General features: G+C 68.9%; 21 protein-coding genes. 7 read left to right on the forward strand and 14 right to left on the reverse strand.

Going from position 1 to position 23,508, the window contains the following annotated elements; all coding sequences use genetic code 11:
- The 4 genes from GORHZ_RS03660 to rimP all read right to left on the reverse strand — a co-directional run.
- The coding region (locus GORHZ_RS03660) for a translation initiation factor IF-2 N-terminal domain-containing protein (RefSeq protein WP_006330481.1) at window positions 1-314 on the reverse strand (314 nt) is incomplete at its 3' end.
- Between the two features lie 103 nt (window positions 315-417).
- Entirely contained in the window at window positions 418-723 is a 306-nt protein-coding gene (locus GORHZ_RS03665) for a YlxR family protein (RefSeq protein WP_006330482.1), read from the reverse strand.
- Between the two features lie 133 nt (window positions 724-856).
- Complete coding sequence (gene nusA, locus GORHZ_RS03670; RefSeq protein WP_006330483.1) at window positions 857-1,882, reverse strand: transcription termination factor NusA; 1,026 nt, start codon at window positions 1,880-1,882, stop codon at window positions 857-859.
- A gap of 100 nt (window positions 1,883-1,982) precedes the next feature.
- Window positions 1,983-2,534 (reverse strand): ribosome maturation factor RimP, encoded by a 552-nt coding sequence (gene rimP, locus GORHZ_RS03675; protein WP_006330484.1) that lies wholly within the window; start codon window positions 2,532-2,534, stop codon window positions 1,983-1,985.
- A 173-nt stretch (window positions 2,535-2,707) separates the two neighbouring features.
- On the opposite strand from rimP, the gene GORHZ_RS03680 reads away from it, so the two are divergent.
- From GORHZ_RS03680 to GORHZ_RS03690, 3 genes are all read left to right on the forward strand, one after another.
- Window positions 2,708-3,280: a hypothetical protein gene (locus tag GORHZ_RS03680; RefSeq protein WP_006330485.1), complete on the forward strand. Its 573-nt coding sequence runs from the start codon at window positions 2,708-2,710 to the stop codon at window positions 3,278-3,280.
- Window positions 3,277-3,711: a ferritin-like domain-containing protein gene (locus GORHZ_RS03685; protein WP_006330486.1), complete on the forward strand. Its 435-nt coding sequence runs from the start codon at window positions 3,277-3,279 to the stop codon at window positions 3,709-3,711. The genes GORHZ_RS03680 and GORHZ_RS03685 overlap by 4 nt, the downstream gene beginning before the upstream one ends.
- Before the next feature lie 176 nt (window positions 3,712-3,887).
- Complete coding sequence (locus tag GORHZ_RS03690; RefSeq protein WP_051998745.1) at window positions 3,888-5,132, forward strand: HNH endonuclease signature motif containing protein; 1,245 nt, start codon at window positions 3,888-3,890, stop codon at window positions 5,130-5,132.
- 265 nt (window positions 5,133-5,397) lie between these two features.
- Here the strand turns inward: GORHZ_RS03690 and GORHZ_RS03695 are convergent, their stop codons facing one another.
- Window positions 5,398-7,128, reverse strand: coding sequence for a proline--tRNA ligase (locus GORHZ_RS03695; protein WP_006330488.1), 1,731 nt, complete (start codon window positions 7,126-7,128; stop codon window positions 5,398-5,400).
- A gap of 60 nt (window positions 7,129-7,188) precedes the next feature.
- Between GORHZ_RS03695 and yaaA the strand changes: the two genes are divergently transcribed.
- Complete coding sequence (gene yaaA / locus GORHZ_RS03700; protein ID WP_006330489.1) at window positions 7,189-7,929, forward strand: peroxide stress protein YaaA; 741 nt, start codon at window positions 7,189-7,191, stop codon at window positions 7,927-7,929.
- A 174-nt stretch (window positions 7,930-8,103) separates the two neighbouring features.
- Here yaaA and GORHZ_RS03705 read toward each other — a convergent pair whose 3' ends face one another.
- The 3 genes from GORHZ_RS03705 to GORHZ_RS03715 form a co-directional block, all read right to left on the reverse strand.
- The gene (locus GORHZ_RS03705; RefSeq protein WP_373279554.1) at window positions 8,104-9,627 is read right to left on the reverse strand and encodes an MFS transporter; all 1,524 of its coding nucleotides are present in this window, start codon (window positions 9,625-9,627) and stop codon (window positions 8,104-8,106) included.
- Between the two features lie 61 nt (window positions 9,628-9,688).
- A complete protein-coding gene (cobA, locus tag GORHZ_RS03710) occupies window positions 9,689-10,924 on the reverse strand; it encodes a uroporphyrinogen-III C-methyltransferase (protein WP_006330491.1) in 1,236 nt (411 codons plus the stop codon).
- A gap of 108 nt (window positions 10,925-11,032) precedes the next feature.
- On the reverse strand, window positions 11,033-12,022 hold the full coding sequence (locus GORHZ_RS03715; RefSeq protein WP_006330492.1) for an acyl-ACP desaturase: 990 nt from the start codon (window positions 12,020-12,022) through the stop codon (window positions 11,033-11,035).
- 150 nt (window positions 12,023-12,172) lie between these two features.
- Here GORHZ_RS03715 and GORHZ_RS03720 point away from each other — a divergent pair, with 150 nt between their 5' ends.
- Complete coding sequence (locus GORHZ_RS03720; protein WP_006330493.1) at window positions 12,173-12,859, forward strand: response regulator; 687 nt, start codon at window positions 12,173-12,175, stop codon at window positions 12,857-12,859.
- 40 nt (window positions 12,860-12,899) lie between these two features.
- Here GORHZ_RS03720 and GORHZ_RS03725 read toward each other — a convergent pair whose 3' ends face one another.
- The 6 genes from GORHZ_RS03725 to mqo all read right to left on the reverse strand — a co-directional run bounded on the left by GORHZ_RS03725 (window position 12,900) and on the right by mqo (window position 20,775).
- Window positions 12,900-14,573 (reverse strand): GAF domain-containing sensor histidine kinase, encoded by a 1,674-nt coding sequence (locus GORHZ_RS03725; RefSeq protein WP_006330494.1) that lies wholly within the window; start codon window positions 14,571-14,573, stop codon window positions 12,900-12,902.
- On the reverse strand, window positions 14,570-16,024 hold the full coding sequence (locus tag GORHZ_RS03730) for a cobyrinic acid a,c-diamide synthase CobB (RefSeq protein ID WP_006330495.1): 1,455 nt from the start codon (window positions 16,022-16,024) through the stop codon (window positions 14,570-14,572). Before GORHZ_RS03730 ends, GORHZ_RS03725 begins: the two co-directional genes overlap by 4 nt.
- A 19-nt stretch (window positions 16,025-16,043) precedes the next feature.
- Complete coding sequence (cobO, locus tag GORHZ_RS03735; protein WP_006330496.1) at window positions 16,044-16,661, reverse strand: cob(I)yrinic acid a,c-diamide adenosyltransferase; 618 nt, start codon at window positions 16,659-16,661, stop codon at window positions 16,044-16,046.
- A gap of 61 nt (window positions 16,662-16,722) precedes the next feature.
- Window positions 16,723-18,696, reverse strand: a complete 1,974-nt coding sequence (locus tag GORHZ_RS03740; protein ID WP_006330497.1) for a VWA domain-containing protein — start codon at window positions 18,694-18,696, stop codon at window positions 16,723-16,725.
- A complete protein-coding gene (locus tag GORHZ_RS03745; protein ID WP_006330498.1) occupies window positions 18,693-19,199 on the reverse strand; it encodes a GNAT family N-acetyltransferase in 507 nt (168 codons plus the stop codon). The genes GORHZ_RS03740 and GORHZ_RS03745 overlap by 4 nt, the downstream gene beginning before the upstream one ends.
- A 46-nt stretch (window positions 19,200-19,245) precedes the next feature.
- A complete protein-coding gene (gene mqo, locus GORHZ_RS03750; RefSeq protein WP_040530064.1) occupies window positions 19,246-20,775 on the reverse strand; it encodes a malate dehydrogenase (quinone) in 1,530 nt (509 codons plus the stop codon).
- A gap of 178 nt (window positions 20,776-20,953) precedes the next feature.
- On the opposite strand from mqo, the gene GORHZ_RS03755 reads away from it, so the two are divergent.
- Together GORHZ_RS03755 and mtr are read left to right on the forward strand one after the other, a co-directional pair.
- Window positions 20,954-22,051, forward strand: a complete 1,098-nt coding sequence (locus GORHZ_RS03755; protein WP_006330500.1) for an alpha/beta hydrolase — start codon at window positions 20,954-20,956, stop codon at window positions 22,049-22,051.
- Window positions 22,048-23,439, forward strand: a complete 1,392-nt coding sequence (gene mtr, locus GORHZ_RS03760; protein ID WP_006330501.1) for a mycothione reductase — start codon at window positions 22,048-22,050, stop codon at window positions 23,437-23,439. The genes GORHZ_RS03755 and mtr overlap by 4 nt, the downstream gene beginning before the upstream one ends.
- The last annotated feature ends 69 nt before the right edge of the window (window positions 23,440-23,508 follow it).

The following is a 23,508-nucleotide window of genomic DNA, read 5'->3' on the forward strand; positions in this document are numbered from 1 at the left end:
GTGGTGGCCGCGGCCGGCTTGCGTCCGGGGACGGGGGCACCCGGTTTGGGTGCCGGACGGGCTGGGCCGGGCTTCACACCGGAGCCGTTCGCACCCGGCTTGGGGGCGCCACCCGGCTTCGCCTGGGACTTCCCGGCGTCCTTGGACCCTCCACCCTGGGGGAATGATTCGCGAAGTCGACGGGCCACCGGGGCCTCGACGGTCGACGACGCTGATTTGACGAACTCGCCCTGTTCCTTCAGTCGTTCGAGCACCTGCTTGCTCGTCACGCCGAGTTCTTTGGCCAGTTCATGCACGCGGGCCTTGCCTGCCACTGCTCTCCTCACTTGGAGGTCGAGCGGGCTGCCCGCCGCGACCTCGTTGTTACGTCCGATACGCGCTCATCGTGGGTACTTCACGGTGTGCTCATGTCTTCTGCTACCTGTTCCGGGCCGGTTGGCCCTCTTCTTCGGTGATCCCACCGAGCATTTCGGCGAGGCCGTCCGGGTCCACGGTCAGACCGGGGACCCGAAGTGCCGTTGGAAGCGCCTTTCGTCGCACCGCGGCCGACACGCAGTCGCGTCGCGGATGCAACCAGGCGCCTCGTCCTGGCATGGTCTTCGCGAGATCCACCACCACCGCGGGCGGGTCGGGTTCCCGACGGGCGACAACCCGGACGAGATCCGTCGCTGCGGCACGTCGGCGGCAACCGACACACATCCGGACGGGTCCGCACTCGGACATGGTGTCTTTCGGCAACCTGTCCTCGCTCGATGTCGGCACGCTTCGCTAAACCATCGATCAGTCTAGCGCGCCTGGGCGATTCTCGGATAACCGGCTGCTCAGTCGGGGTGCTAGATGGTCCTGGATAGGACCTCTACGGGCTGGGTCGGCGTCCGTGCGACGCAGGTGAGGAGGTGTCGGCGTCGGACCGGATGTCGATGCGCCACCCCGTCAGACGTGCCGCGAGGCGGGCGTTCTGCCCCTCCTTGCCGATCGCGAGGGAGAGCTGATAGTCGGGCACCACCACGCGCGCCGCCTTGCTCGCGAGGTCAACCACCTCCACCGACATCACCTTGGCCGGCGACAACGCGTTGCCGACGAACACCGCCGGATCGGTGTCGTAGTCGATGATGTCGATCTTCTCCCCGGCGAGTTCACTCATCACGTTGCGCACCCGCTGCCCCATCGGCCCGATGCAGGCACCCTTCGCGTTGAGGCCGGAGACCCCGGTGTGCACGGCGATCTTGGACCGGTGGCCCGCCTCGCGGGCGACGGCGACGATCTCCACCGAGCCGTCCTCGATCTCGGGCACCTCGAGGGAGAACAGTTTGCGAACCAGGTTCGGGTGAGTGCGCGACAGCGTGATCTGCGGTCCGCGCGGGCCGCGTGTCACCCCCACCACGTAGCACTTGATGCGGTCGCCGTGGGTGTAGGTCTCGCCGGGCACCTGCTCGGCCGGCGGGATGACACCCTCGGCGCTGTTGGAGTCACTGCCGATCGCCACGACGATCATGCCGCGGGCGTTGGCACGAGCGTCCTGTTGCACCACACCACCGACGATCTCGCCCTCATGGGTGACGAGGTCGCCGAAGTTCTTCTCGTTCTCGGCATCGCGGAGGCGCTGCAGGATGACCTGACGGGCGGTGGTGGCGGCGATGCGGCCGAACCCTTCCGGCGTGTCGTCCCACTCGTGGACGACCTCGCCGGCGTCGTCGAGTTCCTGGGCCATCACCCGCACCGCGCCGGTCTTGCGGTTCACGTCGATGCGGGCGTGCGGCTCGAAGCCGTCGGTGTGGCGATACGCGGTCAGCAGAGCGGTCTCGATGGCGGTGATCACCGTGTCGATCGAGATGCCCTTGTCCGCCTCGATCATGCGCAACGCGTTGATGTCGATGTTCATGGGGCTGGGCTCCTATTCATTTGTCGGCTCCTATTCACTTGTCGGATTCGATTGTGTGCAGATCGGCGGACGGGGCGTTGCGAGATCGGGGGCCGCCGGGTCAGTCATCGGTTCGGCGACGCGCGATCTCGTCCGCGCCGAGACCGCACATCTGTAGTTCGGCGGCGGAAGGTCGGGAGAAATCGACCTCGACGATGGCCCGGGTCACGGCCGCGAGGTCCACGTCGGTCGACCGCAGGCGGCCCCGCTCGTTGACGATCAGGCGGACCCGGCCGTCCTCGACCGGCCCGATACGGCCGGTCAGGCGCCGCGCCGGAGAGTCGTCGACAGCCGCGAGGTCCACCGTGACCTTGCGGCCCCGCGCCCGACGCCAATGCCGGTCGAGGGTCAGCGGCCGGTCGACACCCGGGGAGGTGACCTCCAGGACGTAAGCAGCGTCGGCGATCGACGGCTCCTCGTCGAGGACGTCGGAGATCTCACGGCTGAGGTCGGCGAGGACGTCGAGGTCGCTGCCGCCGTCCCGGTCGACGACAACGGTGACGTCGGTACGACCCGACGACGACGACACGACGACATCCTCGAGATCGAACCCGCGATCGACGACCACCGATTGGACGAGGTCACTCACCTGTTCGGCGGTGATGGCGGGCACGGCGTACTCCTCGTCTTCAGTTTTCGCTGCCTGGTTGCGCGCATCGTCGCGGCACGACCGGACGGCCGCACCTCGACCATCATCGTAGTTGATGGCGGGCACACCGAACGGGGCACTGGCGAACGGACGGTCGCGCTGAGTCGCTGCCGGACGCTGCCCCGGGAACTGGCATCATGTGTCGCGTGAGTTCACCCCTGACCCGACGCGCGGTCCTGCGCGGCGGTCTCGTCGTCGCCGTCGGAACCGTCGCGGCACCGGCGTTCGCGGCCTGTGATCGCGGTCCGACGCCGGAGCAGATCACCGCAGCCACTCTGCTGCCGCTCGCCGATCAGGCCCTCGCCGATCAAGCCGCTGCGCAGGAACTCGCGCCGCGGGCACCCGAGTACACCGACGCGCTCGGGGTCGTCGCCGAACAGCGCGCCGCGCACGCCCAGGCACTGCGCGAGGAGATCACCCGTCTCGACCAGGACACTGCGCGCCGAATCGCCACGCCGGCGGCGTTGTCGTCTGCTCCCGCCTCGTCCCCGGTGGACTCCCCCACTTCGTCCTCTGCTGCTTCGTCCTCTGCCGGTCCGTCGGCCACGACGACACCGACAGCCACGACCGTGCCGGCGCTGCGTGAGCAGCTCGCGTCGTCGGCGCGGGCGGCGGGCGACGCGACATCCTCGCTCGTCGGATATCCCGCCGGGCTCGCCGGCGCGATCAGTGCGTCGGTGACGTCGATGGTGGAGGTGCAACTGCAATGACCGAGACGACCGATGCGCTCTCGGCGGCCGTGGACGCGGAGAACGCGGCGATTTTCACCTACGGTGTGGTCACCGCCTTCGTCTCCGCCACCCGCCGCGACACCGTCGCCACCTTCAGTGCCGCGCACCGGGCGGCCCGCGACACCCTGTCGCAGGCCCTGATCGCCGCCCAGGCACCGGTCCCCGAGGCGGCGGCCGGCTACACCCTCCCCGTCGCCGTGAAGGATCCGGTGAGTGCGGTGCGGGCTCTGCTCGCCGCCGAGGTCGACTGCACCGAGGCCTACCGCGCGCTGCTCGAGCGTGCCGACGATGCGCCGGCGCGCCGGCTGGGCCTCGACGGCCTCACCGACTCCGCAGTCCGCGCGGCCCGACTGCGTGCGATCCTGCGGATGTCGCCGGTGACGCTCGCGTTCCCCGGTTCGCCGACGTGAGGGATCGGGATCGGGTGATCGTCACCCTTCGGAACTCCTCTCGCCGAAATACCTGTCGGATCCCCACGATAAGATGATCGTCTGAGCCATTTTCGGTTTCGAAAACCATTGCAGCGCAACGAAATCGCTTCAGTTTGACCATTGTATTCGAACAGGTGTTCGACTACCATGGGGGCATGCCACTCGACAACCTGCTCCCCACCGTCCGTGACCTGACCATCACCTCCGACGCCACCGGCCGCGAGGTGTACGACACCACCAAGATCCTGATGGGCCTGCGTAACGTGGTCGACCATCAACTCGCCGTGCACGCGGGTGCGCTGGATCGGTTGGGGGTGGCCCGGCAGACCGGCGGCAAAACCCGGGCGTTGTTGATCGAGATGGGTGCCGCACCCACGGCGGCGGATCGGTGGCTGCGGATCGCGGCCGCCTTGACCACCCTGGAACGGGTCGCGGCGTATTCCGGCGATGGGGTTTTCTCTGGTGAACACGTCGATGCCCTGGTCCGCGGCATGGGGCATATCGAGAAACGCGCCCCGGAACCGTTGAGCGAGGTCTCACGCATCGAACACCAGTTGGCGTTGATCGCCCAGGCGTTTGCCGGGGCCACCCCGCGCGAGGTGCTCGACACCGCCCGCAGCATCGGCAACCAGATCGCCGACGACCACGGTGGTGTGCCGGCCGGTGAGGACCGCACCATCAACGAGTGGACGACCACGCCCACCGACGACGGCCGGTTGGAGGTGCAGGCGAATCTGGACATCGTGATCGGGGAGAAACTGGTGTCGGCGATCGAATCCCTGTCGCAGAAGCGTCCCGAACCCGACGGGTCCGAGGATGCCCGCAGCGCGGGGCAGCGCCGTGCGGATGCGTTGGAGATGATCCTGGATGCGGCCGCCCGCGCCGCCAGTTCGGGTGTCACCGAACTGGTGGCGGCCCCGAAAACGCAGTTGAATCTGACCGTCCCGGTCGACACCCCGGATGCGGCGGCGTTGCAGTGGCTGGGCCCGATCTCGCAGACCCTGGCGAAAACGCTGTCCTGTGATGCCACCGTCACGGCGATCATCGTCGACGGCGAGAAGGTGCCGTTGGACATGGGACACCCGCAACGCCTGTTCACCCACCATCAACGCAAGGCGTTGATCGTCCGCGACCACTGTTGTGTCAAATGCGGTGCGGCAGCAGGGTATACGCAGTGTCATCACATCGACCATTGGGCTGACGGGGGTCCCACCGACCTGGACAACGGCTGCCTGTTGTGCACCTCGTGTCACGCCCAAATCCACGCCTCCGGTTGGGACATCATCATGGGCGCCGACCGGCATCCCTGGCTGCTGCCGCCGGTGGAGCAGGACCCGAACCGCACCCCGATACCGGCCTACAACCGGCGGACCATGCACCTGGACGGCGTCGCCGCCTGACCTGAGGCCCTGATCCCAGGGCCTGACCCGACCACGACCGAGCACACCTGACCAGCAGCCCGGCCTGACCGAGAAGAACCGACCAGCAGCACGTCCTGCCCCGACCGAATAGACCACCCGGGAACTCCCCGGACGCACGTTCCTTGAAAACTCCATAGTGTGAAACCGGGGCGCACCCCGTGTGTCCGCCGGATCTCGGTCCGGCGGACACACCGGTGGCGACTCAAGCCCGTCGGCCCCCCGCGTGCAGTCAGCTTTGAGGTCCTCAGGCGCGTGCGGCCGCGGTCACCGCGCTGACAGCAACGTCGACGGCCACCTCGGTCGCCTCGCCGGTGAAGCGGTCCCGGATCTCGATGGTGCCGTTGGCATATCCACGACCGACCACCACGACGACAGGCATGCCGAGCAGTTCGGCGTCCTTGAACTTGACGCCCGGTGACGCCTTGCGGTCGTCAAGCAGCACCGACAGCCCGGCCGCGTCGAGGTCCTCGGCAAGTCGGTGCGCACCGTCGATGGCGGCACCGTCCTTGTTGGCGATGACGAGGTGCACCGCGAACGGGGCCACCGACCGTGGCCAGCGCAGCCCCTTCTCGTCGTGGCATTGCTCGGCGATGACCGCCACGAGACGCGACACCCCGATCCCGTAGGAACCCATGGTCAGCCGCACCGGCTTGCCGCTCTCCCCGAGGACATCGACCTCGAACGCGTTGGTGTACTTCTGTCCGAGCTGGAAGATGTGACCGATCTCGATACCCTTGGCCGAGACCAGCGGTCCCTTGCCGTCCGGCGAGGGATCGCCGTCACGCACCTCGGCGGCCTCGATGGTGCCGTCCGCGGTGAAATCGCGGCCGGCCACGAGACCGACGTAATGCTTGTTCGGCTCGTCGGCGCCGGCGATCCATGAGGTGCCGTCCACCACCCGCGGGTCGACCAAGAACCGGACTCCGTTCTCCACGAGACTCTTCGGACCGATGTAGCCCTTCACCAGGAACGGGTACGCGGCGAAGCCGTCCTCGGGCAACACCTCCACCTCGGCAGGCTCCAGCGATGCTTCGAGGCGCTTCATGTCGACCTCCCGGTCGCCGGGGACACCGATGCCGGTGAGCTCCCACACCCCGCCCGGCTGTCGCACCCTGAGCACCATGGTCTTGAGGGTGTCCTGACCCCCGTAGGTCCCCTCCAGGGTCGCGTTCGCCCACTGGACCAGGGCCTCGATGGTCGTGGCATTCGGCGTGTCGTAGGCCGTGGCCTCGGGCAGTCCGTCGAACGGAATCGGATCCGGTGCTGGGGTGATAACTGCCTCCACGTTGGCCGCGTAGCCGGACTCGAGGCAGCGCACGAAGGTGTCCTCCCCGACCTCGCTCTCCGCGAGGAACTCCTCGGAGGCACTGCCGCCCATCGCGCCGGACGTGGCCGCGACGATCACGTAGCGGACATCGAGGCGACGGAAGATCTTCTGATAGGCCTCGCGGTGCGCGTCGTAGGCAGCCTTCAGGCCATCGTCGTCGAGGTCGAACGAGTAGGCGTCTTTCATCACGAACTCGCGGCCGCGCAGGATCCCCGCGCGCGGACGCTCCTCGTCGCGGTACTTCGTCTGGACTTGATAAAGGATGACGGGCAGGTCCTTGTACGACGAGTACTCACCCTTCACGAGTTGAGCGAACAGTTCCTCGTGGGTGGGGCCGAGCAACATGTCCGCACCCTTGCGGTCGACGAGGCGGAAGAGTCCATCGCCGTACTCGGTCCAGCGGCCCGTCGTCTCGTACGGGTCGCGCGGAAGTAGCGCGGGCAACAGGATCTCCTGGGCCCCGATCGCGTCCATCTCCTCGCGGACGACCTGCTCGACGGCCTTGAGCACGCGGAGCCCGAGCGGCAGCCAACTGTAGACGCCTGGCGCGGCGCGGCGCACATAACCGGCGCGGACCAGCAGCTTGTGGCTGGGTACCTCGGCGTCGGCGGGATCGTCGCGCAGAGTGCGCAGGAACAGGGTCGACATCCGTGTGATCACAGGTGACCAGCTTAGACGTGCCGTGTCCGGGCTCGTTATGGTGTTGCGGTGCTCGTCATCCTGCCGCCCTCCGAAACGAAGTCCGACGGCGGCCGGGGCGCTCCGCTCGACCTGGACACACTCTCGTTCGACGAGCTGAACCCGACCCGCAAGCGCATCGCGGACACGCTCGTCGACCTCGCCGCAGACCTCGACGCCAGCCGACACGCACTGGGACTCGGTCGCACGCAGCTCGCCGAGATCGACCGCAACGCCGATCTCTGGCTCTCCCCCACCCGACCGGCGATCGAACGCTACACCGGGGTCCTCTACGACGCGCTCGACCACGGCGCGCTCACCCGGGCCGGCAAGGCAAAGGCGGCGGATCGGCTGGCGATCGGATCCGCGTTGTTCGGCGTGGTCCGCGCCGCCGACATGATCCCGGCCTATCGTCTCTCCGGCGGGTCGAAGCTCCCCGGGATGCCGACATTGGCCTCGGTGTGGAAGCCGGACCTCTCGGCAGGTCTCGACACCATCGACGACTTCGTCGTCGACCTGCGCTCCGGGGTCTATCAGCAATTGGGTCCGGTCCGCGGCGCGGTCACCGCCACCGTCGTGACCGAGGCCGCCGACGGCAGCCGCAAGGTGGTCAGCCACTTCAACAAGCACTACAAGGGGCTGATGGCCCGCGAGCTGGTCCGCACACGCCGTCGAGTGCGCGACATCAACGGTCTTGCCGCAGTGTTGTCGGATGCCGGCCAGCGCGTGGAGATCGCCAAGGCACAGGAGATCGTGGTCGTCACCGGCTGACGACCACGTAACCGGCTGCCGTCGGCGAGAAAACGGCTGCCGTCGGCGAGAGATCGGGTGCCCTCAGCAAGAAAGCGGGTGCCGTCGGCGAGAGATCGGGTGCCGTCGGCAAGAAATCGGGTGCCCTCGGCGAAAAGACGGGTGCCGTCGGCGAGAGATCGGGTGCCGTCGGCGTCAGGGGTGGCCGGGTAGATCCACGTCGAGGTTGGCGTTGGCGGCCTCCTGCGCCGCCTGGCCCTCGGCCACCTCTTCCGGGGTGAACCGCATGAACAGCACGACGATCGCCGCGATCACCGCGATACCCGCGCAACACGCGAACGCCAGACCGTAACCGTTGGCCTGCGCGGCCAGCTGGGCCGGCGTCATCTCCTCGACGGGTCCGGTGGTTCCGCCCTCCGACAGCGCCCGCGACGTGACCGCGGCACCGACGGCGACGAGCCCGATCGCACCGCCGAGGTTCTGGGCGACCTGGGCCAGCGCGGTGAGCGGTCCGATCTCGGTGGGCCCGACGCCGGCCACCACCGACAGCGTCAGCGGGATCACGGCGAAGCCCACGCCGATACCGATCACCAGGACCGGGAGAGCGATCTCCGGGAAGTATCCGGGACCCCTCGTGGCGATCGACGACGCGTACAGGCAGCCCGCCAGGATGATGGTGCCGCCGAACAGCACCAGCCACCGGGGCTGGATGGCCAGCGCGAGTTTCGATGCGATCGCCGCGGCGGCACCGAGCCCGAAGGCGAACGGGACGACGGCGAGACCGCTTTCGATCGGCGTGTACTTGAGGATGCCCTGCAGGTAGAGCGAGATGAACACCGCCATGCACATCATGATCATGCTGGCGAAGAAGATGGCGGCCAGCGCCGCGACGCGGCTGCGGTTGTCGAAGAGCACGAACGGCAGGATGGGGTGGCTGGCGCGCCGTTCGACGACGATGAACGCTGCCAGCGAGAGCGCGCCGAGCAGGAACGATCCGACGACGAGCGGCCGCGCCCACCCGTCGGGTCCCTCGTTGACCGCGAGAACGAGCAAGGTGCAGCCCAGCGTCGCGAGAACCGCGCCGGGGACGTCGAGGGCCAGGCGTTCACCCTGCGATTCCCGCAGCACCACCAGGGCACCCACACCCACCAGAAGACCGATCGGGACGTTGATCAGAAAGACCAACCGCCACGAGATCTGGGTCAGCACCCCGCCGAGTATCAGCCCGGCCACCGATCCGACGCCGGTCATCGCGGCGTAGATCGCGAACGCCTGGCTGCGCGCCTTGCCGGGGGCGAAGGTGGTGGCGACCAGCGCCATCGCTGTGGGTGCGGCGACCGCCGCCGATGCACCCTGCAACGCCCTGCCGACGATGAGGCTCGTCTCGTTCCAGGCGACACCACACAGCAGTGAGGTGATCGTGAACGCGGCGACGCCCACGATGAACATGCGTTTGCGGCCAAACGCGTCGCCCAACCGCCCGCCGAGCAGCATCAGCCCGCCGAAGGCGAGGACATAGCTGCTGATGATCCAGTTCGTACCGGACTCGGACAGGTGGAGGGCATCCCGGATCCGCGGCAGCGCGAGCGCGGCGACGGTGCCGTCGAGCACCATCAACAACTGCATGCCGGACAGGACCAGGATCGCCGGCCCGAAGACACTACGATACGCCGGCGTCACCATGGGGGGCGCGGGTCTCGAGGTTTCCGGTGCGGACATAACGTTGGACGGTACCGTCCTGAGCGCCGGATGGGCCAATCACTGTTGGAATGTTGCCGAATCAGTATGCGAGTTCGGTGAAACCTGCCACATCCCCGATCACCACGATGGCAGGGGGACGCAGATCCTGCTCGGCCGCGGTCACGGCGGCGTGGGCGAGGTCGGTGCGCAGGACGCGCTGGGTGGGCAGCGACCCGTTCTCGATCATCGCCACCGGGGTCGACGGCGCCCGGCCGCCGTCGAGCAGGACCTGCGCGAATGCGTCGATGCGCTCCACCGCCATCATCAGCACGACCGTTCCGCTCAGCCGTGCGATCGCCGCCCAGTCCGTCAACGAATCGGGGTGGTCGGGCGGGACATGTCCGGACGCGATGACCACCTCATGCGTCACACCGCGATGGGTGACTGGGATGCCCGCCGAGGCGGGAACGGCGATCGGGCTGGTGATGCCCGGCACAACGGTGACCGGTATGCCCGCTTGCACACACGCCTGCACTTCTTCGAAACCGCGGCCGTAGACATAGGGGTCACCGCCCTTGAGTCGGACGACGAACTTGCCGGCCCGGGCGTGGCTGACGAGCACGTCGTTGATCGCCTCCTGTTTCATCGCACGCCCGTACGGGACCTTGGCGGCGTCGATGATCTCCACCTGTGGCCCGAGTTCGGCGAGCAGTTGTGGCGGCGCCAGCCGGTCGGCGACGACGACGTCGGCCATCTGAAGCAGTTTCTGTCCGCGCACGGTGATCAGGTCCGGGTCGCCCGGTCCCCCGCCGACCAGGGCGACACCGGGCGGGTGCGGCGCGTCGTCGTCGACGGCGAGCGAACCGTCGGCGAGCGCACGGCCGATCGCCGCCCGCAGCGCGGCCGACTGCCGGTGGTCGCCCCCGGCGAGGACACCGAACTGGAGGTCGCGGTGACGCCCGGAGGCCGGGGTCACCGCGGTACCGAAGCGGGCGTCGTCGGCGCGGACACAGAAGGTATGACGGGCCTCGGCGTCGGCGACGACCTCCGCGTTGACCTGAGGGTCGTCGGTGCAGGCCATCACATACCAGGCACCGTCGAGGTCGTCGCGCTGGTAGGCACGCCGGATCACGGTGACGCCGGGCGTGGACTCCACGGCCGGGGTCGGATCGATCGCGATCACATGCACGTCGGCGCCCGCGGTCAACAGGTTCGGCAGGCGTCGCTGTGCGACCGAGCCTCCGCCCACGACAACCACCTTGCGGCCGGTCAGATCGAGGCCGGCGAGGTAGTGCTTCCGGTCGGCTTGCGAGCCGGACGAGGCAGTGGCAGACATGGCTGATGATCCTACCGACGCGGGATCGTCGCACTCTGCACCCCTGCCGCACGACGGATGGCCGTTCCCGCCGCTCAGCGGCGAAAACGGCCATCGGTGTCGCGATACTCAGATCGCCGCGTCGACCAGTCCCCTCGCCCGGGCACGGGCCAGCGCACGGTCCCGGGACTCCTCGAACTTGACCACCTTGACGTTCATCTCCTCGAGGAAGTTCGCCAACAGGTCGCGGTAGTGCTCGCCGAGCGGACCGAAGTCGTCGCGTTCGAAAATCCGCCACTTCCGCAGCACGGGCATCACGACCTCCGACATGTGCTGCGGCAGGTCATAGATCCCGCCCTTCGCGATCAGCACGGCGTTGCGACGGAAGTTCGGCATGGTGGCGCCGGGCATCTGGAAGTTGGAGACGATGGCGTAGATGGCCGCCATCGTCTGATCCGGGACGAGATCGAGGCCACCGGCGACGATGTTCCGATAGAACAGCATGTGCAGGTTCTCGTCGGCCGCGACGCGTTGCAGCATGCGGTCGGCGATCGGGTCGCCGCACGCCTTGCCGGTGTTGCGGTGCGACACCCGGGTGGCGAGTTCCTGGAAGCTCACGTAGCTGACCGCGTAGAGCATGTCGAAGCTGTGGTCGCGTTGACCGTCGTCGTCGGGCAGCGGGTTGAAGCCGTGCGTCATGTGCTGCATACGGATCTCTTCGAGCTCCACCGGGTCCACCCCACGCGTGACGACGAGGTAGTCCCGCATCACGGTCGAATGCCGCATCTCCTCGGCCGTCCACCGGCCGACCCAGAAGCCCCAGGCGTCGTCGAGGCTGAAGTTGTCGGCGATCACCCGGTGATAGGACGGCAGATTGTCCTCGGTGAGCAGGTTGGTGATCATCGCGGCCTTGGCCGTCTCGGACAGCTGCGACTGCGACGGATCCCAGTCCTCACCACCCAGGGCCGCGAAGTTGTGGCCGTCGTCCCAGGGGACGTAGTCGTGCGGATGCCAGTCCTTGGTCATCTTCATGTGGCGCTCGACCTCGGTCTCACAGACCGGAAGCAGCTCGCGCAGCAGATCCGAGCCTGTCATCTCGGAACCGATCAGGCTGGTCATCGTTCTCCTTGGTGTCGGCATTCTCTGGGCAGGTACCAACTCTGCGCTGTGCATGCGGTGGCCGACGTGAGCCGAAGGTCCCGAACCGGGGGGACTCAGGTCGCCACCTTCGAGGTCTCGAACGGCACTGACCTGCGGTACCGTCAGTGCATGCCTGCCGATCCCTCCCCCGACGGCTCCACCGACACCCAGCCCGTCCGCGTCTACCTCGTCGATGACCACGAACTCGTGCGTCGAGGACTACGGGACCTGCTCGGGACCGCCGAGGACCTCGAGGTCGTCGGCGAGGCCGCCTCCGTCGGTGAGGCACGCGTCGGCATCCTGGCGACCCGGCCCGACGTCGCGGTGCTCGACGTCCGGCTGCCCGACGGCAGCGGTGTCGAACTGTGCCGCGACATCCGGGCGGCCGAACCGTCGGTGCACTGTCTGATGCTGACGAGCTACGCCGACGACGATGCGTTGCTCGCCGCGGTCCTCGCGGGCGCGTCGGGCTTCGTGCTCAAACAGATCCTCGGCCACAACCTCGTCGCCGCCGTCCGTACCGTCGGGAAGGGCGGCTCGCTCCTCGACGATCGCAGCACCGCCGCGCTGCTCGCCAAGCTGCGGGCCGGAAAAACCGCCACCGCCGCCGACCCGCTGGCAGAACTCACCTCACAGGAGCGTGAGGTCTTCAACCTCATCGGCGACGGCCTGACGAACCGGCAGATCGCCGAACGGATGTTCCTGGCCGAGAAAACCATCAAGAACTACGTCTCACGCATCCTCGCCAAGCTGGACATGCAGCGCCGCACACAGGTCGCGGTGATGGCGACCAAGATCCGCGACGGCAAGGCCTAGCCGCCGCGGCACAGCGTCGCCGCGGCTCCCGGACGCGCGGTCACTGCGGCGACTGACCGGTGAGCGGCACCGACCAGGTGAGGGTCGTCCCGCCGGCATGCCGCTTCCCCCGCGGTGAGGTCACCACGTTGAACACCCCGTCGCATTCCTCGGCCCGCCGCGTCAGGTTGTCCAGGCCCCGGTAGGTGACGTCCGAACCGATCCCGACGCCGTCGTCGCTGATCTCGACCGACAGCACGCCGTCGTCCGCACGGACCGAGACGTCGATGTGCTCGGCGTCGGCGTGGCGCAGCGCGTTGGACAGCCCCTCCCTCAACACGGCGTCGATATGCGGCCCCAACGACTCCGGCACCACGGTGTCGACCGGTCCGGCGAACTGCACACCCGGTGAGATCGGTGCGTGGGTGGCCAACTCGGAGACGATGTCGAGCACCCGACGACGCAGAGTGGTGGTGTCGTGCAGGCCCGGTACCGTCTGCAGGTCGAAGATCGACGTACGGATCTGGGCGATGGTCCGATCCAGATCCGTGACCACCTGCTCGAGCCGCGCGGTCGTGGCGCGTTCGGCCTCCTCGGTCTCCATATGCTGTCCCGCCGCATGCGCTGCGAGCATCGTCTGGACCGACATCCCGATCGCGAACAGCCGCTGGATCACGTGATCGTGCAGATCGCGGGCGATCCGATGCCGGTCCTCGAGTACCTCGAGGTCGCGCGCGACCTGCTGCTGCTCGGCGTAGACGACCGACAGAGAGGCGACCTCGGCGACACCGGCGAGCCCCGACGCGGCCTCGTCGTCCCAGTCGGGCCGGCTGCGGTGGGTGATCACGATCCAGCCGAACGCGCCGGCGGCCCGCTGCAACGGCTGCACCGTCACCCACGCCGCGTCGCGGCGGATCAGTTCGGAGGGGACCTCGTCGGCGATGACCACCGACCGGCTGCCACGCGCCGGCAACACCATGTCCCCGACGACGACCGGCGGCCCGGTGTGACCGGCCACGGTGATCTCCCCGGCCTCGTCGGTCAGCAGGAAGACGTCGACCGCGTCGGTGAGTTCGGCAACGTCCGAACACAGCCGCGACAGCGTGTCGGCCAGCGCAATCCCGGCCAGCGGCTCCGACCCACGCCGCGCCAGCACCTGCATCCACCGGTGCCGCGTGCGGGCCCGTTCGAACAGCCGCGCGTTGTCGACGGCGATACCGGCGGCCACGGCCAGCACCGCCACCAGTGTCTCGTCGACCTCGCTGAACTCGAGCGCCGACTGCTTCTCGGTCAGATAGATGCTGCCGAAGACGGACCCCCGCACGATGATCGGCGCGCCGAGGAAGGTGTGCATCGGGGGGTGGCCCTCGGGGAATCCCACCGAGGCCGGATGCTTGGACAACTCCGGGATGCGCAGCACCTGCGGATGGTCGATGAGAAGCCCCAGCACCCCGCGTCCGATCGGGAGGTGTTCCATCCGCGCCCGCTGGGCCTTCGACAGACCGGTGTTCACGAACGCGCTCAAACCGCCGTCGGGACCGCGCACGCCCAGCGCGCCGTAGCGGGCGTCCACGACCGAGGTCGCCATCTCGACGATGCGTTGCAGCGCCTCGTCGAGCTCGAGGCCCTGCCCGACGACGAGCACCGCCTCGAGCAGGTCGCGGAGCACCGCGGGATCGTCGGCACCGTGGCGGGCCAGGGCGTCGAGTGCCTCGTTCAGTCCCCGTGAGTTCATCCGGCGCGCTCCTCTCCCATCGTCGACGCGGCCCGCGCCGATGCGACGAATCGTGCCACGGCCGAAGGACTTCCGGCCGGGTGGACGTGCAGGTAGGAGGCATGCACCCCGCCGACGGCGAATCCGTGTGTCCCCGGCCGGCCGTGATGATCCCGCCACGCCCACGCGGGCTCACCGCGCCCGGTCGGACTACCAGCGCTCACCGTCGACCGATGGAACTCGTGGCCCGTCACCCGCTCACCCGCGCGGAACGCGACCGAGTCCCCGACGGCGACCGCGTCGCGGTAGCCGAGGGTGAGGGTCGGTCCGAAATGCCCGACGATGTCGAGCACACCGGTCATCGGATGTCCGTCGAGCTCCGTCGCCAGGTAGAGCAGTCCTGCGCACTCGGCGAGGATCGGCCGCCCCGCGGCGGCGTGCGCGGCCAGACCGGCGCGCAGCGCCTCGTTCGCCGACAACTCGGCCGCATGTTCCTCGGGGAATCCTCCGCCGATCACCACCGCATCGGTGTCGGCCGGAAGCCGATCGCGCAGCGGATCGAATCCGACGACGTCGGCGCCCGCGGCCTCGAGCAGTTCCCGGTGCTCGGCGTATCCGAAGGTGAAGGCGGCCCCGCCGGCCACCGCGACCACCGGAGGCCGCGGCCGGGAAGCAGGCACCAGCCCGGCTCCGATCGCGGTGACCGGCGACCACGGTTCGGTGACGCGGTGGATGCGGGTGCGTGCGGCGGCGACGATCGCCATTAGATCCAGGGCCGCGCCCACCTTGGCGGTCATCGCGTCCACTGCGCGGACCGCGTCGGCGCTGCGTTCGGCGGCGGGGATCAGCCCGAGGTGGCGAGAGGGCACCTGCAGGTCGGGATTGCGCCGCAACACCCCGAACACCGGCAGGCCGACCCGTGCGCATGCCTGCCGCAGCACCGCCTCGTGTCGTGGCGAACCGACCCGGTTGAGGATGACCCCGGCGATCCGGATGGACGGTTCGTAGCCGATGAAGCCGTGCAGCACCGCCGCCAGCGACTGGCTGTGCCCGGCCGCGTCGACGACGAGCACGACGGGCGCCCCGATCAGACGGGCCACATGGGCGGTGGACCCGAAACCGACCGGATCGCCGGCGGGCTCGCCGTCGTCGGGCCCGGTCGCGGCGGCCCCGAGGATCCGCCCGTCGAACAGCCCCATCACGCCCTCGACGACGGCGATGTCGGCCGCTGCCGATCCCGCAGCGAACAGCGGGCCGATCCGGTCCTCGCCGACGAGGTTCGGATCGAGGTTGCGTCCCACCCTGCCGGCGGCCACGGCGTGGTAGCCGGGATCGATGTAGTCGGGACCGACCTTGAACGGGGCGACGCGGTGCCCGGCGGCCCGCAGGGCACCGATCAGGCCGGTGGTGACGGTGGTCTTGCCGCTGCCCGATGCGGGTGCGGCGATGACCACCGCGGGAATTCCGCTCACGGTGTCGGTCGCCTCCTCGTCACCATTCGATACCCTTTTGCCCCTTGCGGCCGGCGTCCATCGGATGGGCGATCTTGCGCATCTCGGTCACCAGATCGGCGGCCTCGATCAGCGCCGCGGGGGCCCGTCGCCCGGTGATCACGACGTGTTGGCGGCCGGGGCGTGCGCTCAGCACGGACACCACCTCGTCGGTGTCCATCCACCCCCAGTCGAGCGGGTAGGTGAACTCGTCGAGGACGTAGAAGTCGTGCTCCTCGTAGGCGAGGCGCCGGGCGATCTCGGCCCAGCCGGCCCGCGCGGCGGCGGCGTGGTCCTCGTCGTGGTCGGCGTTGGCGCGCAACCACGACCAGCCCTGACCCATCTTGTGCCATTCCACCGGACCGCCGGCACCGGTCTGCTCATGGAGGTCGCCGAGCGCAGTGAGTGCGGTCTCCTCCCCCACCCGCCATTTCGCGCTTTTGACGAATTGGAACACGGCCACCCGCATACCGGCGTTCCAGGCGCGCATCGCCATCCCGAACGCCGCGGTCGACTTCCCCTTGCCGTCGCCGGTGTGGACCGCCAGCACCGGCAGATTGCGCCGCTGACGCGTGGTCAACCCGTCGTCGGGGACGCTGTCGGGTACTCCCTGGGGCAACTCGGGTCTCCTCGTGTCGGGCGTGGTGGTTCTCGGGTCGTCGACGTCGGGCGGGGTGGTCTCAGGCCGCCCGGCCCGGCCCGGTCAGTGCGCGGGCGGTGAGGTCGTCCATGGGCAGGCACCGGGCGCCGAGCGCGACGGCGAGTTCGGCGGCGAGACCGAGACGGATCATGCCCTGCTCGCAGTCCACGACGACCGACTCGACACCCTTGCGGCCGATCTCGGTTGCCGCGCACCGCGCCCGGATGGCTGCGTCCGGACCGGAGGTGGCCCGGCCGTCGGTGAGCACCACCAGCAGCGGGCGGCGCCGCGGTTCACGGCGGACGGCCCGGTCGACGAGATCTGCTGCGGTGCGCAGACCTTCGGCCAGCGGTGTCCGCCCGCCCGTACGCACCTCGGCGAGGCGCCGTACGGCGATGTCGACCGACCGGGTCGGCGGCACCACCACCGTCGCCGACGAACCGCGGGCGACGACCACGGCCACCCGGTCGCGGCGAGTGTAGGAGTCGCGCAGCAGATCGACGCACAGCTCGGTGACCGCGGTGAGTCGACGACGCGCGGTCATCGATCCCGACAGGTCCACCAGGAACACGACGAGGTTGCCCTCCTGGCCGATCCGCTCGGCGGCACGCAGGTCGTCGGATCCGACCCGCAGTGTCGCGGCGACGCCGGTGTCGCGGTCCTCGACGCGTCCGGCCGCGGAGAGGACCGTGCCGAACAGGTGCACCGGCGCTCCGGCGGCGAAATCGACGGCCCGCGTGGTCTGTCCGCGTCGGGAGCGGGCCAGGGACCGTCGGCCCGGGTCGCCGTCGCCGAGGCCGTCCACGCGCAGTCGCGTCATCCGGCGCACCGCGTCGCCGATGCGCGGGGAACCGAATCGTGCGCCGCCGGCGGCGGGTGCCGGCGCCGGATCGTCGGCAGGTGTGGTGGTCTCGGTCGGCTCGGTATCGACCTCGGACGCAGGAGTCTTTGCGGCCTCGGGGCCGGTGTCCTGCGCGGTATCGGGAGCATCGGGGGGTGATCCGCCGGGGCCGGGATCGGTGGGGTCGGGGTCGCCGTCGGGGCCCGACGCATCGGCCGCCTCGGCACCGGATTCCATGGCGTCGTCGAGTTGGTCTGCGGTCAAACCGGATTCGTCGAACGGGTTGCGACGCCGACGATGCGGCAACGCGAGTTCCACGGCGACCCGCACATCGTCGGCAGTGACCGCGTCGGCCTGCCGCCAGGCCGCGTGAGCCGCCGCGGTGCGGGCGACGACGATGTCGCCGCGCAGCCCGTCGACCTCGAGATGCGCGCAGATCCCGGCGATCCGCCGCAGCTCGGCCGTCGACAGGGTCACCCGCGACACCACCGCGCGTGCCGCCGCGATCCGACGCTTCAGGGTGTCCTCTGCCTCGGCGAAGGACGTCACGAAACCCTCAGGGTCCGAATCGAATTCCATACGACGGCGGATCACGGCCACCCGCTCGTCGATGTCGCGTCCGGCGGCCACGTCCACCGCGAGCCCGAAACGGTCGAGGAGCTGTGGGCGCAGCTCCCCCTCCTCCGGGTTCATCGTGCCGACGAGCACGAAGTCGGCGGACTGGGTGTGCGAGACGCCGTCGCGTTCGATGGTGACCCGGCCGCTCGCGGCGGCGTCGAGCAGGACGTCGACGAGGTGATCGGCGAGCAGATTGACCTCGTCGATGTAGAGCACGCCGCCGTCGGCGCGCGCCAGCAGCCCGGGGGTGAACTCCGCGCGTCCCTCGCTCAGCACCGCGGTCAGGTCGAGCGACCCGATCACGCGGTCCTCGGTGGCGCCGATCGGCAGTTCCACCACGCGTCCGTGGCCGTCGGCGCCGTCGTCGAGCAGCGGCCCGAGACCGCGCACGATCGTCGACTTCGCGGTGCCCTTCTCACCGCGGATCAGCACCCCGCCGATACCGGGTGAGATAGCGGAGAGGATCAGGGCGAGCTTGAGTCGGTCGTGGCCGACGACGGCGCTGAACGGGTAACGGATCGGCGACGCATCGGACGCCGCGCGGGTACCCGTCATCGCACCGCGTCCTGGGCCGCGGTCGGCGCGCCCGGGGCTCCGGCCGGGTCGCGCCGCATCGCGACATGCGGGATGCCGTCCTCGAGGTATTCCTCACCCTCGACCATGAAACCGAACTTCGCGTACATGTCCACGAGATAGGCCTGTGCGTCGATGCGGCACGCATGATCACCGGCCTCCGCGAGCGCGGCACGGATCAGACGCGCAGTGAGCCCCTGGCCGCGGTGGCCGCGTTCGGTACACACGCGCCCGATCCGGTACACCGGACTCCCGTCCGCGGCCGGTGGGTCGGCGAGCAGCCGGAGGGTGGCGATCACCAGGCCGTCGTCGTCGGTGATCCAGAAGTGTTGCGTATGCGGGTCCAGGTCACGTCCGTCGAGCTCGGGATACGGGCACGCCTGCTCGACGACGAACACGTCGACACGCAGTCGCAGGAGCGCGTACAGCGTGGCCGCGTCGAGGTCGTCGGACGCGCTGTGATGCAGCTGCCCTACCGAAGTCATGGTGTCGTGACTATCACACTCGGGCCGTGACCCACCAGATGAGGTCTCAGACCGCCGGGGCCGGTGTCCGATCGGCATCGGCGGTGGCGACCTCGCTGCCTCGCTTGAGCGCGAGGCTGGCGCTGGTCCAGTCCCAGACCTGACGGAACAGGTCGCGGTTGTCGGAGAGCTTCTGACCGAACGACGGGATCATCTCGGTCAGCGCCGGGGTCCAGCCCTTGTACTCCGCGGGGAAACAACGCTCGAGGACCTGCAGCATCGCGGGCACGGCGGTCGAGGCTCCCGGCGACGCACCCAGCAGACCACCGATGGTGCCGTCGGCGGCCGTCACGACGGCCGTGCCGAACTCGAGGCTGCCGCCGACGCCGGTCTTACGGATCACCTGGACGCGCTGCCCGGCGGTGATCAGCTCCCAGTCGTGTCCGTCGGCGCGCGGCGCGAACTCGCGCAGCGTGTTGACCCGGTCGCTGCGGCTGGCGGCCAGCTCGCTGACCAGGTACTTCAGCAGACCGAACTCCTGCGGCGCGATCGACAGCATCGGCAGCAGATTGTTCGGCTTGATCGAGGCCGGCAGGTCGGTGATCTTCCCGCTCTTGAGGAACTTCGGCGACCAGCCGGCATAGGGGCCGAACAGCAGACCCGGCTTGTGGTTGATGACCCGGGTGTCGAGGTGCGGCACCGACATCGGCGGTGCGCCCACGGCGGCCTGCCCGTAGACCTTGGCCTGGTGCTCGCCGATCAGGTCCGGGTTGGTGCAGCGGAAGAACTCGCCGGAGACCGGGAACCCGCCGAAGCCCTTGGCCTCGGAGATGCCCGATTTCTGCAGCAGGTGCAGGGCACCGCCGCCGGCGCCGACGAACACGAACTTCGCGTGCACCGACACCTTTTCCTTGGTGCGCAGGTTGCGCACCTTGACGATCCAGCTGCCGTCGGACTGCTGCGACAGGTTGGTCACCGCGTGGCCGAAGTAGATGTCGGCACCCGAGCGTCCGATGGAGTTGATCAGCTGCTGGGTCAGCGCACCGAAGTCGACGTCGGTGCCGTCGGTGAACCAGTTGAGCGCGACCGGGTCGGAGAAATCACGGCCGGCCGACATCAGCGGCAGCCGCTCGGTGAACATCGCCGGGTCGTCGATGAACTCCATGCCCTCGAACAGGACCTGTCCGGCCAGGCGGTCATACCGTTTGCGCAGGTAGTCGACCCCGGCCTCGCCGTGGGTGAAGCTGACATGCGGGATGGGGTTGATGAACTCGCTCGGATCCCCGAGGATGCCGTTGTCCACGCCGTAGGCCCAGAACTGCCGAGACACCTGGAACTGCTCGTTGATGGACAGCGCCTTGTCGATGTTCACGTCGCCGTCGGCGGTCCTGGGGGTGTAGTTCAGCTCGCAGAGCGCGGAGTGACCGGTACCGGCGTTGTTCCACGGGTCGCTGCTCTCGGCCGCAGCGGCATCGAGGCGCTCGAACAGGCTGATCGACCAGTTCGGCTCCAGGCGGCGCAGCAGCGCGCCGAGCGTGGCGCTCATGATTCCCGCACCGACGAGTGCGACGTCCGTCTTGATCACCGATTGAGACACGTGCGATCTCTCCTTGCGCTGATTGGGACGATCCGGGTTTCCCTGTCGTTCGTCCGGTGTCAACGGCCATTGTTCCCCATATGGTCGGCAACGACAGAATCGCCCGGGGCAAAGTGTGGGCTGGGCGACACTTTCTCCACCTGGGGGCGGCGGCGTCCGCTTCTCTAGAGTGGACCTCGTGACCACATCCTCCGGACATGGACTCGACGGCGAGCGGCCGGCGCATACCTGGCAGCCCGATCATCTGTTGGACCGCTACGAGGTGTTGACCCTGCCGTTGGGTCCGGACCCCGATGGCGAGGATCCGATCACCGCCACCCTGGTCCGCAAGGCCGGCGCGGAACCGTCGGCGAACGGCGCCGTCCTCTACCTGCACGGGTTCACCGACTACTTCTTCCACGAACCGCTGGCCGATTTCTTCCACGACCGGGGCTACGCGTTCTATGCCCTCGACCTGCGCAAGTGCGGCCGCTCGCTACTACCGCAGCACACCGCTCACTTCACCACCGACCTGCGAAGTTACGACGAGGAGCTGGGCCGGGCGCTCGACGTCATCGTCGACGAGACGCGCGCCTCCGGCGGGCCGGCGCGGGTGATCGTCGGCGCCCATTCCACCGGTGGGCTGATCGCCCCGCTGTGGCTCGACCGGCTGCGCGCACAGTCACCCCGGCGCCACGCCCACGTGGCCGGGCTGCTGCTCAACAGCCCCTGGTTCGATCTGCAGGGCGGCCCGCTGCTGCGATCGCTGCCGGTGTCACTGCTGTTGCGCGGGGTCGCCGCCGTGCGGCCGCGGGCGGTGATCCCGCAGGAGTTGTCCGAGGAGTACGGCAGGAGCATCCACGAGAGCGGCCGCGGCGAATGGGCCTACGAGCTCTCGCTCAAGCCGATGGGCGGGTTCCCGGTGCGGTTCGGCTTCCTCAACGCGGTCCGGCGGGGTCACGCCCGGCTGCACCGCGGCATCGACGTGGGCGTGCCGGCACTGGTGCTCCGTTCGGACAAGACCTTCTACGACCGCAACCGGCTCGGCCACATCGACAACTCCGACGTCGTCCTCGACGTGCGGCACATGGCTCGTTGGGTCGGCTGTCTCGGTGACCGGGTGGCGATCGTGCCGATCACCGACGCCCGCCACGACGTGTTCTTGTCGGTGCAGCGGGCACGCAGCGCGGCCTACCATGAGGTCGATGCGTGGCTGCAGACCACGATCGGTGCGGGCACGGACTCCGCATCGTCGGCGGACGCGGCGACGAACCCGGCGGCCGGGGGCCGCTCGTGACCACGCAGATCGTCGACCTGGCAATCATCGGCAGCGGCGGCGGCAACTCGATCCCCGACGAACGGTTCGACGACAAGTCGATCGCGATCTTCGAGGAGGGGGTCTACGGCGGCACCTGCCTCAATGTCGGCTGCATCCCCACCAAGATGTTCGTCTACTCCGCCGAGGTCGCCGACACGGTCCGGGAGGCGGAGTCCTACGGAGTGCACGCACGCGTCGACGCGGTGGACTGGCCGTCGATCGTCAAGCGCATCTTCGGCCGGATCGATCCGATCTCGGCCGGCGGTAAGGAGTACCGCGTCGACCGCTGCCCGAACATCACCGTGTACCCCTCGCATGTCGAGTTCGACGGCCGCGACGAGGCGGGTCGTTATCGGCTGGTGACCACGGACGCCGAGGTGCGCGCACGCGAGGTGGTGCTGGCCGCCGGTTCGCGTGCCACGGTCCCGTCGGTGATCGCCGACAGCGCCGTGCGGTACTACACCAACGACGACGTGATGCGTCTCGAGGCGCTGCCGGAGCATCTGATCATCGTCGGAAGTGGTTACATCGCAGCCGAATTCGCCCACGTCTTCGGATCTCTGGGGTCACGGGTGTCGATCCTCGCGCGGGGCCCGGCCCTGCTGCGCCAACTCGAACGCGACGTCTCGCTCCATTTCACCGACATCGCCCGCGAGAAGTGGGATGTGCACCTCAACGCCGAGGTGATCGGCGCGGAGGACCGCTCCGACGGCGGGGTGCGGGTGAGCCTCAAGGACGGCACTCACGTCGACGGAGACGTGCTGCTCGTGGCGACCGGGCGGTGGCCCAACGGCGATCGGCTCAACCTCTCCTCGGTCGGCATCGACCTCGACGACGAGGGCCGCGTGGTCTGCGACCGGCACGGTCGTACCAGTGCCGAGCGCGTGTGGACCTTCGGTGACGTGAGTTCGCCCTATCAGCTCAAACACGTCGCCAACCACGAGGGCCGGGTGGTGCAGGCCAATCTGCTCAAGGGTTGGGACGCAGCCGATCTCGACGCCTTCGACCACCGGTTCGTGCCCGCGGCGGTCTTCACCCATCCCCAGATCGCATGTGTGGGCCTGACCGAGGAGGAGGCGCTCGAACGCGGCCTCGACATCACGGTGAAGATCCAGGACTACGGCGATGTCGCCTACGGCTGGGCGATGGAGGACACCACCGGCTTCTGCAAGCTCATCGCCGAGCGCAGGTCCGGACGGTTGCTCGGCTGCCACATCCTCGGTCCGCAGGCGCCGACCGTGATCCAGCCGGTCATCCAGGCGATGTCGTTCGGACTCGACGCACGTGCGATGGCCCGCGGCCAGTTCTGGATCCATCCGGCGATGCCCGAGGTGCTCGAGAACGCCCTTCTCGGCCTACACATCTGACCGTCGCGCACACGCTAAGATCACGGCATGGCGATCGTGAACCGTGGCTTCGTCGGTCGTCGCGACCGT

Origin of the sequence: Gordonia rhizosphera NBRC 16068, from assembly GCF_000298195.1 — a bacterium.
Lineage (GTDB): Bacteria > Actinomycetota > Actinomycetes > Mycobacteriales > Mycobacteriaceae > Gordonia > Gordonia rhizosphera.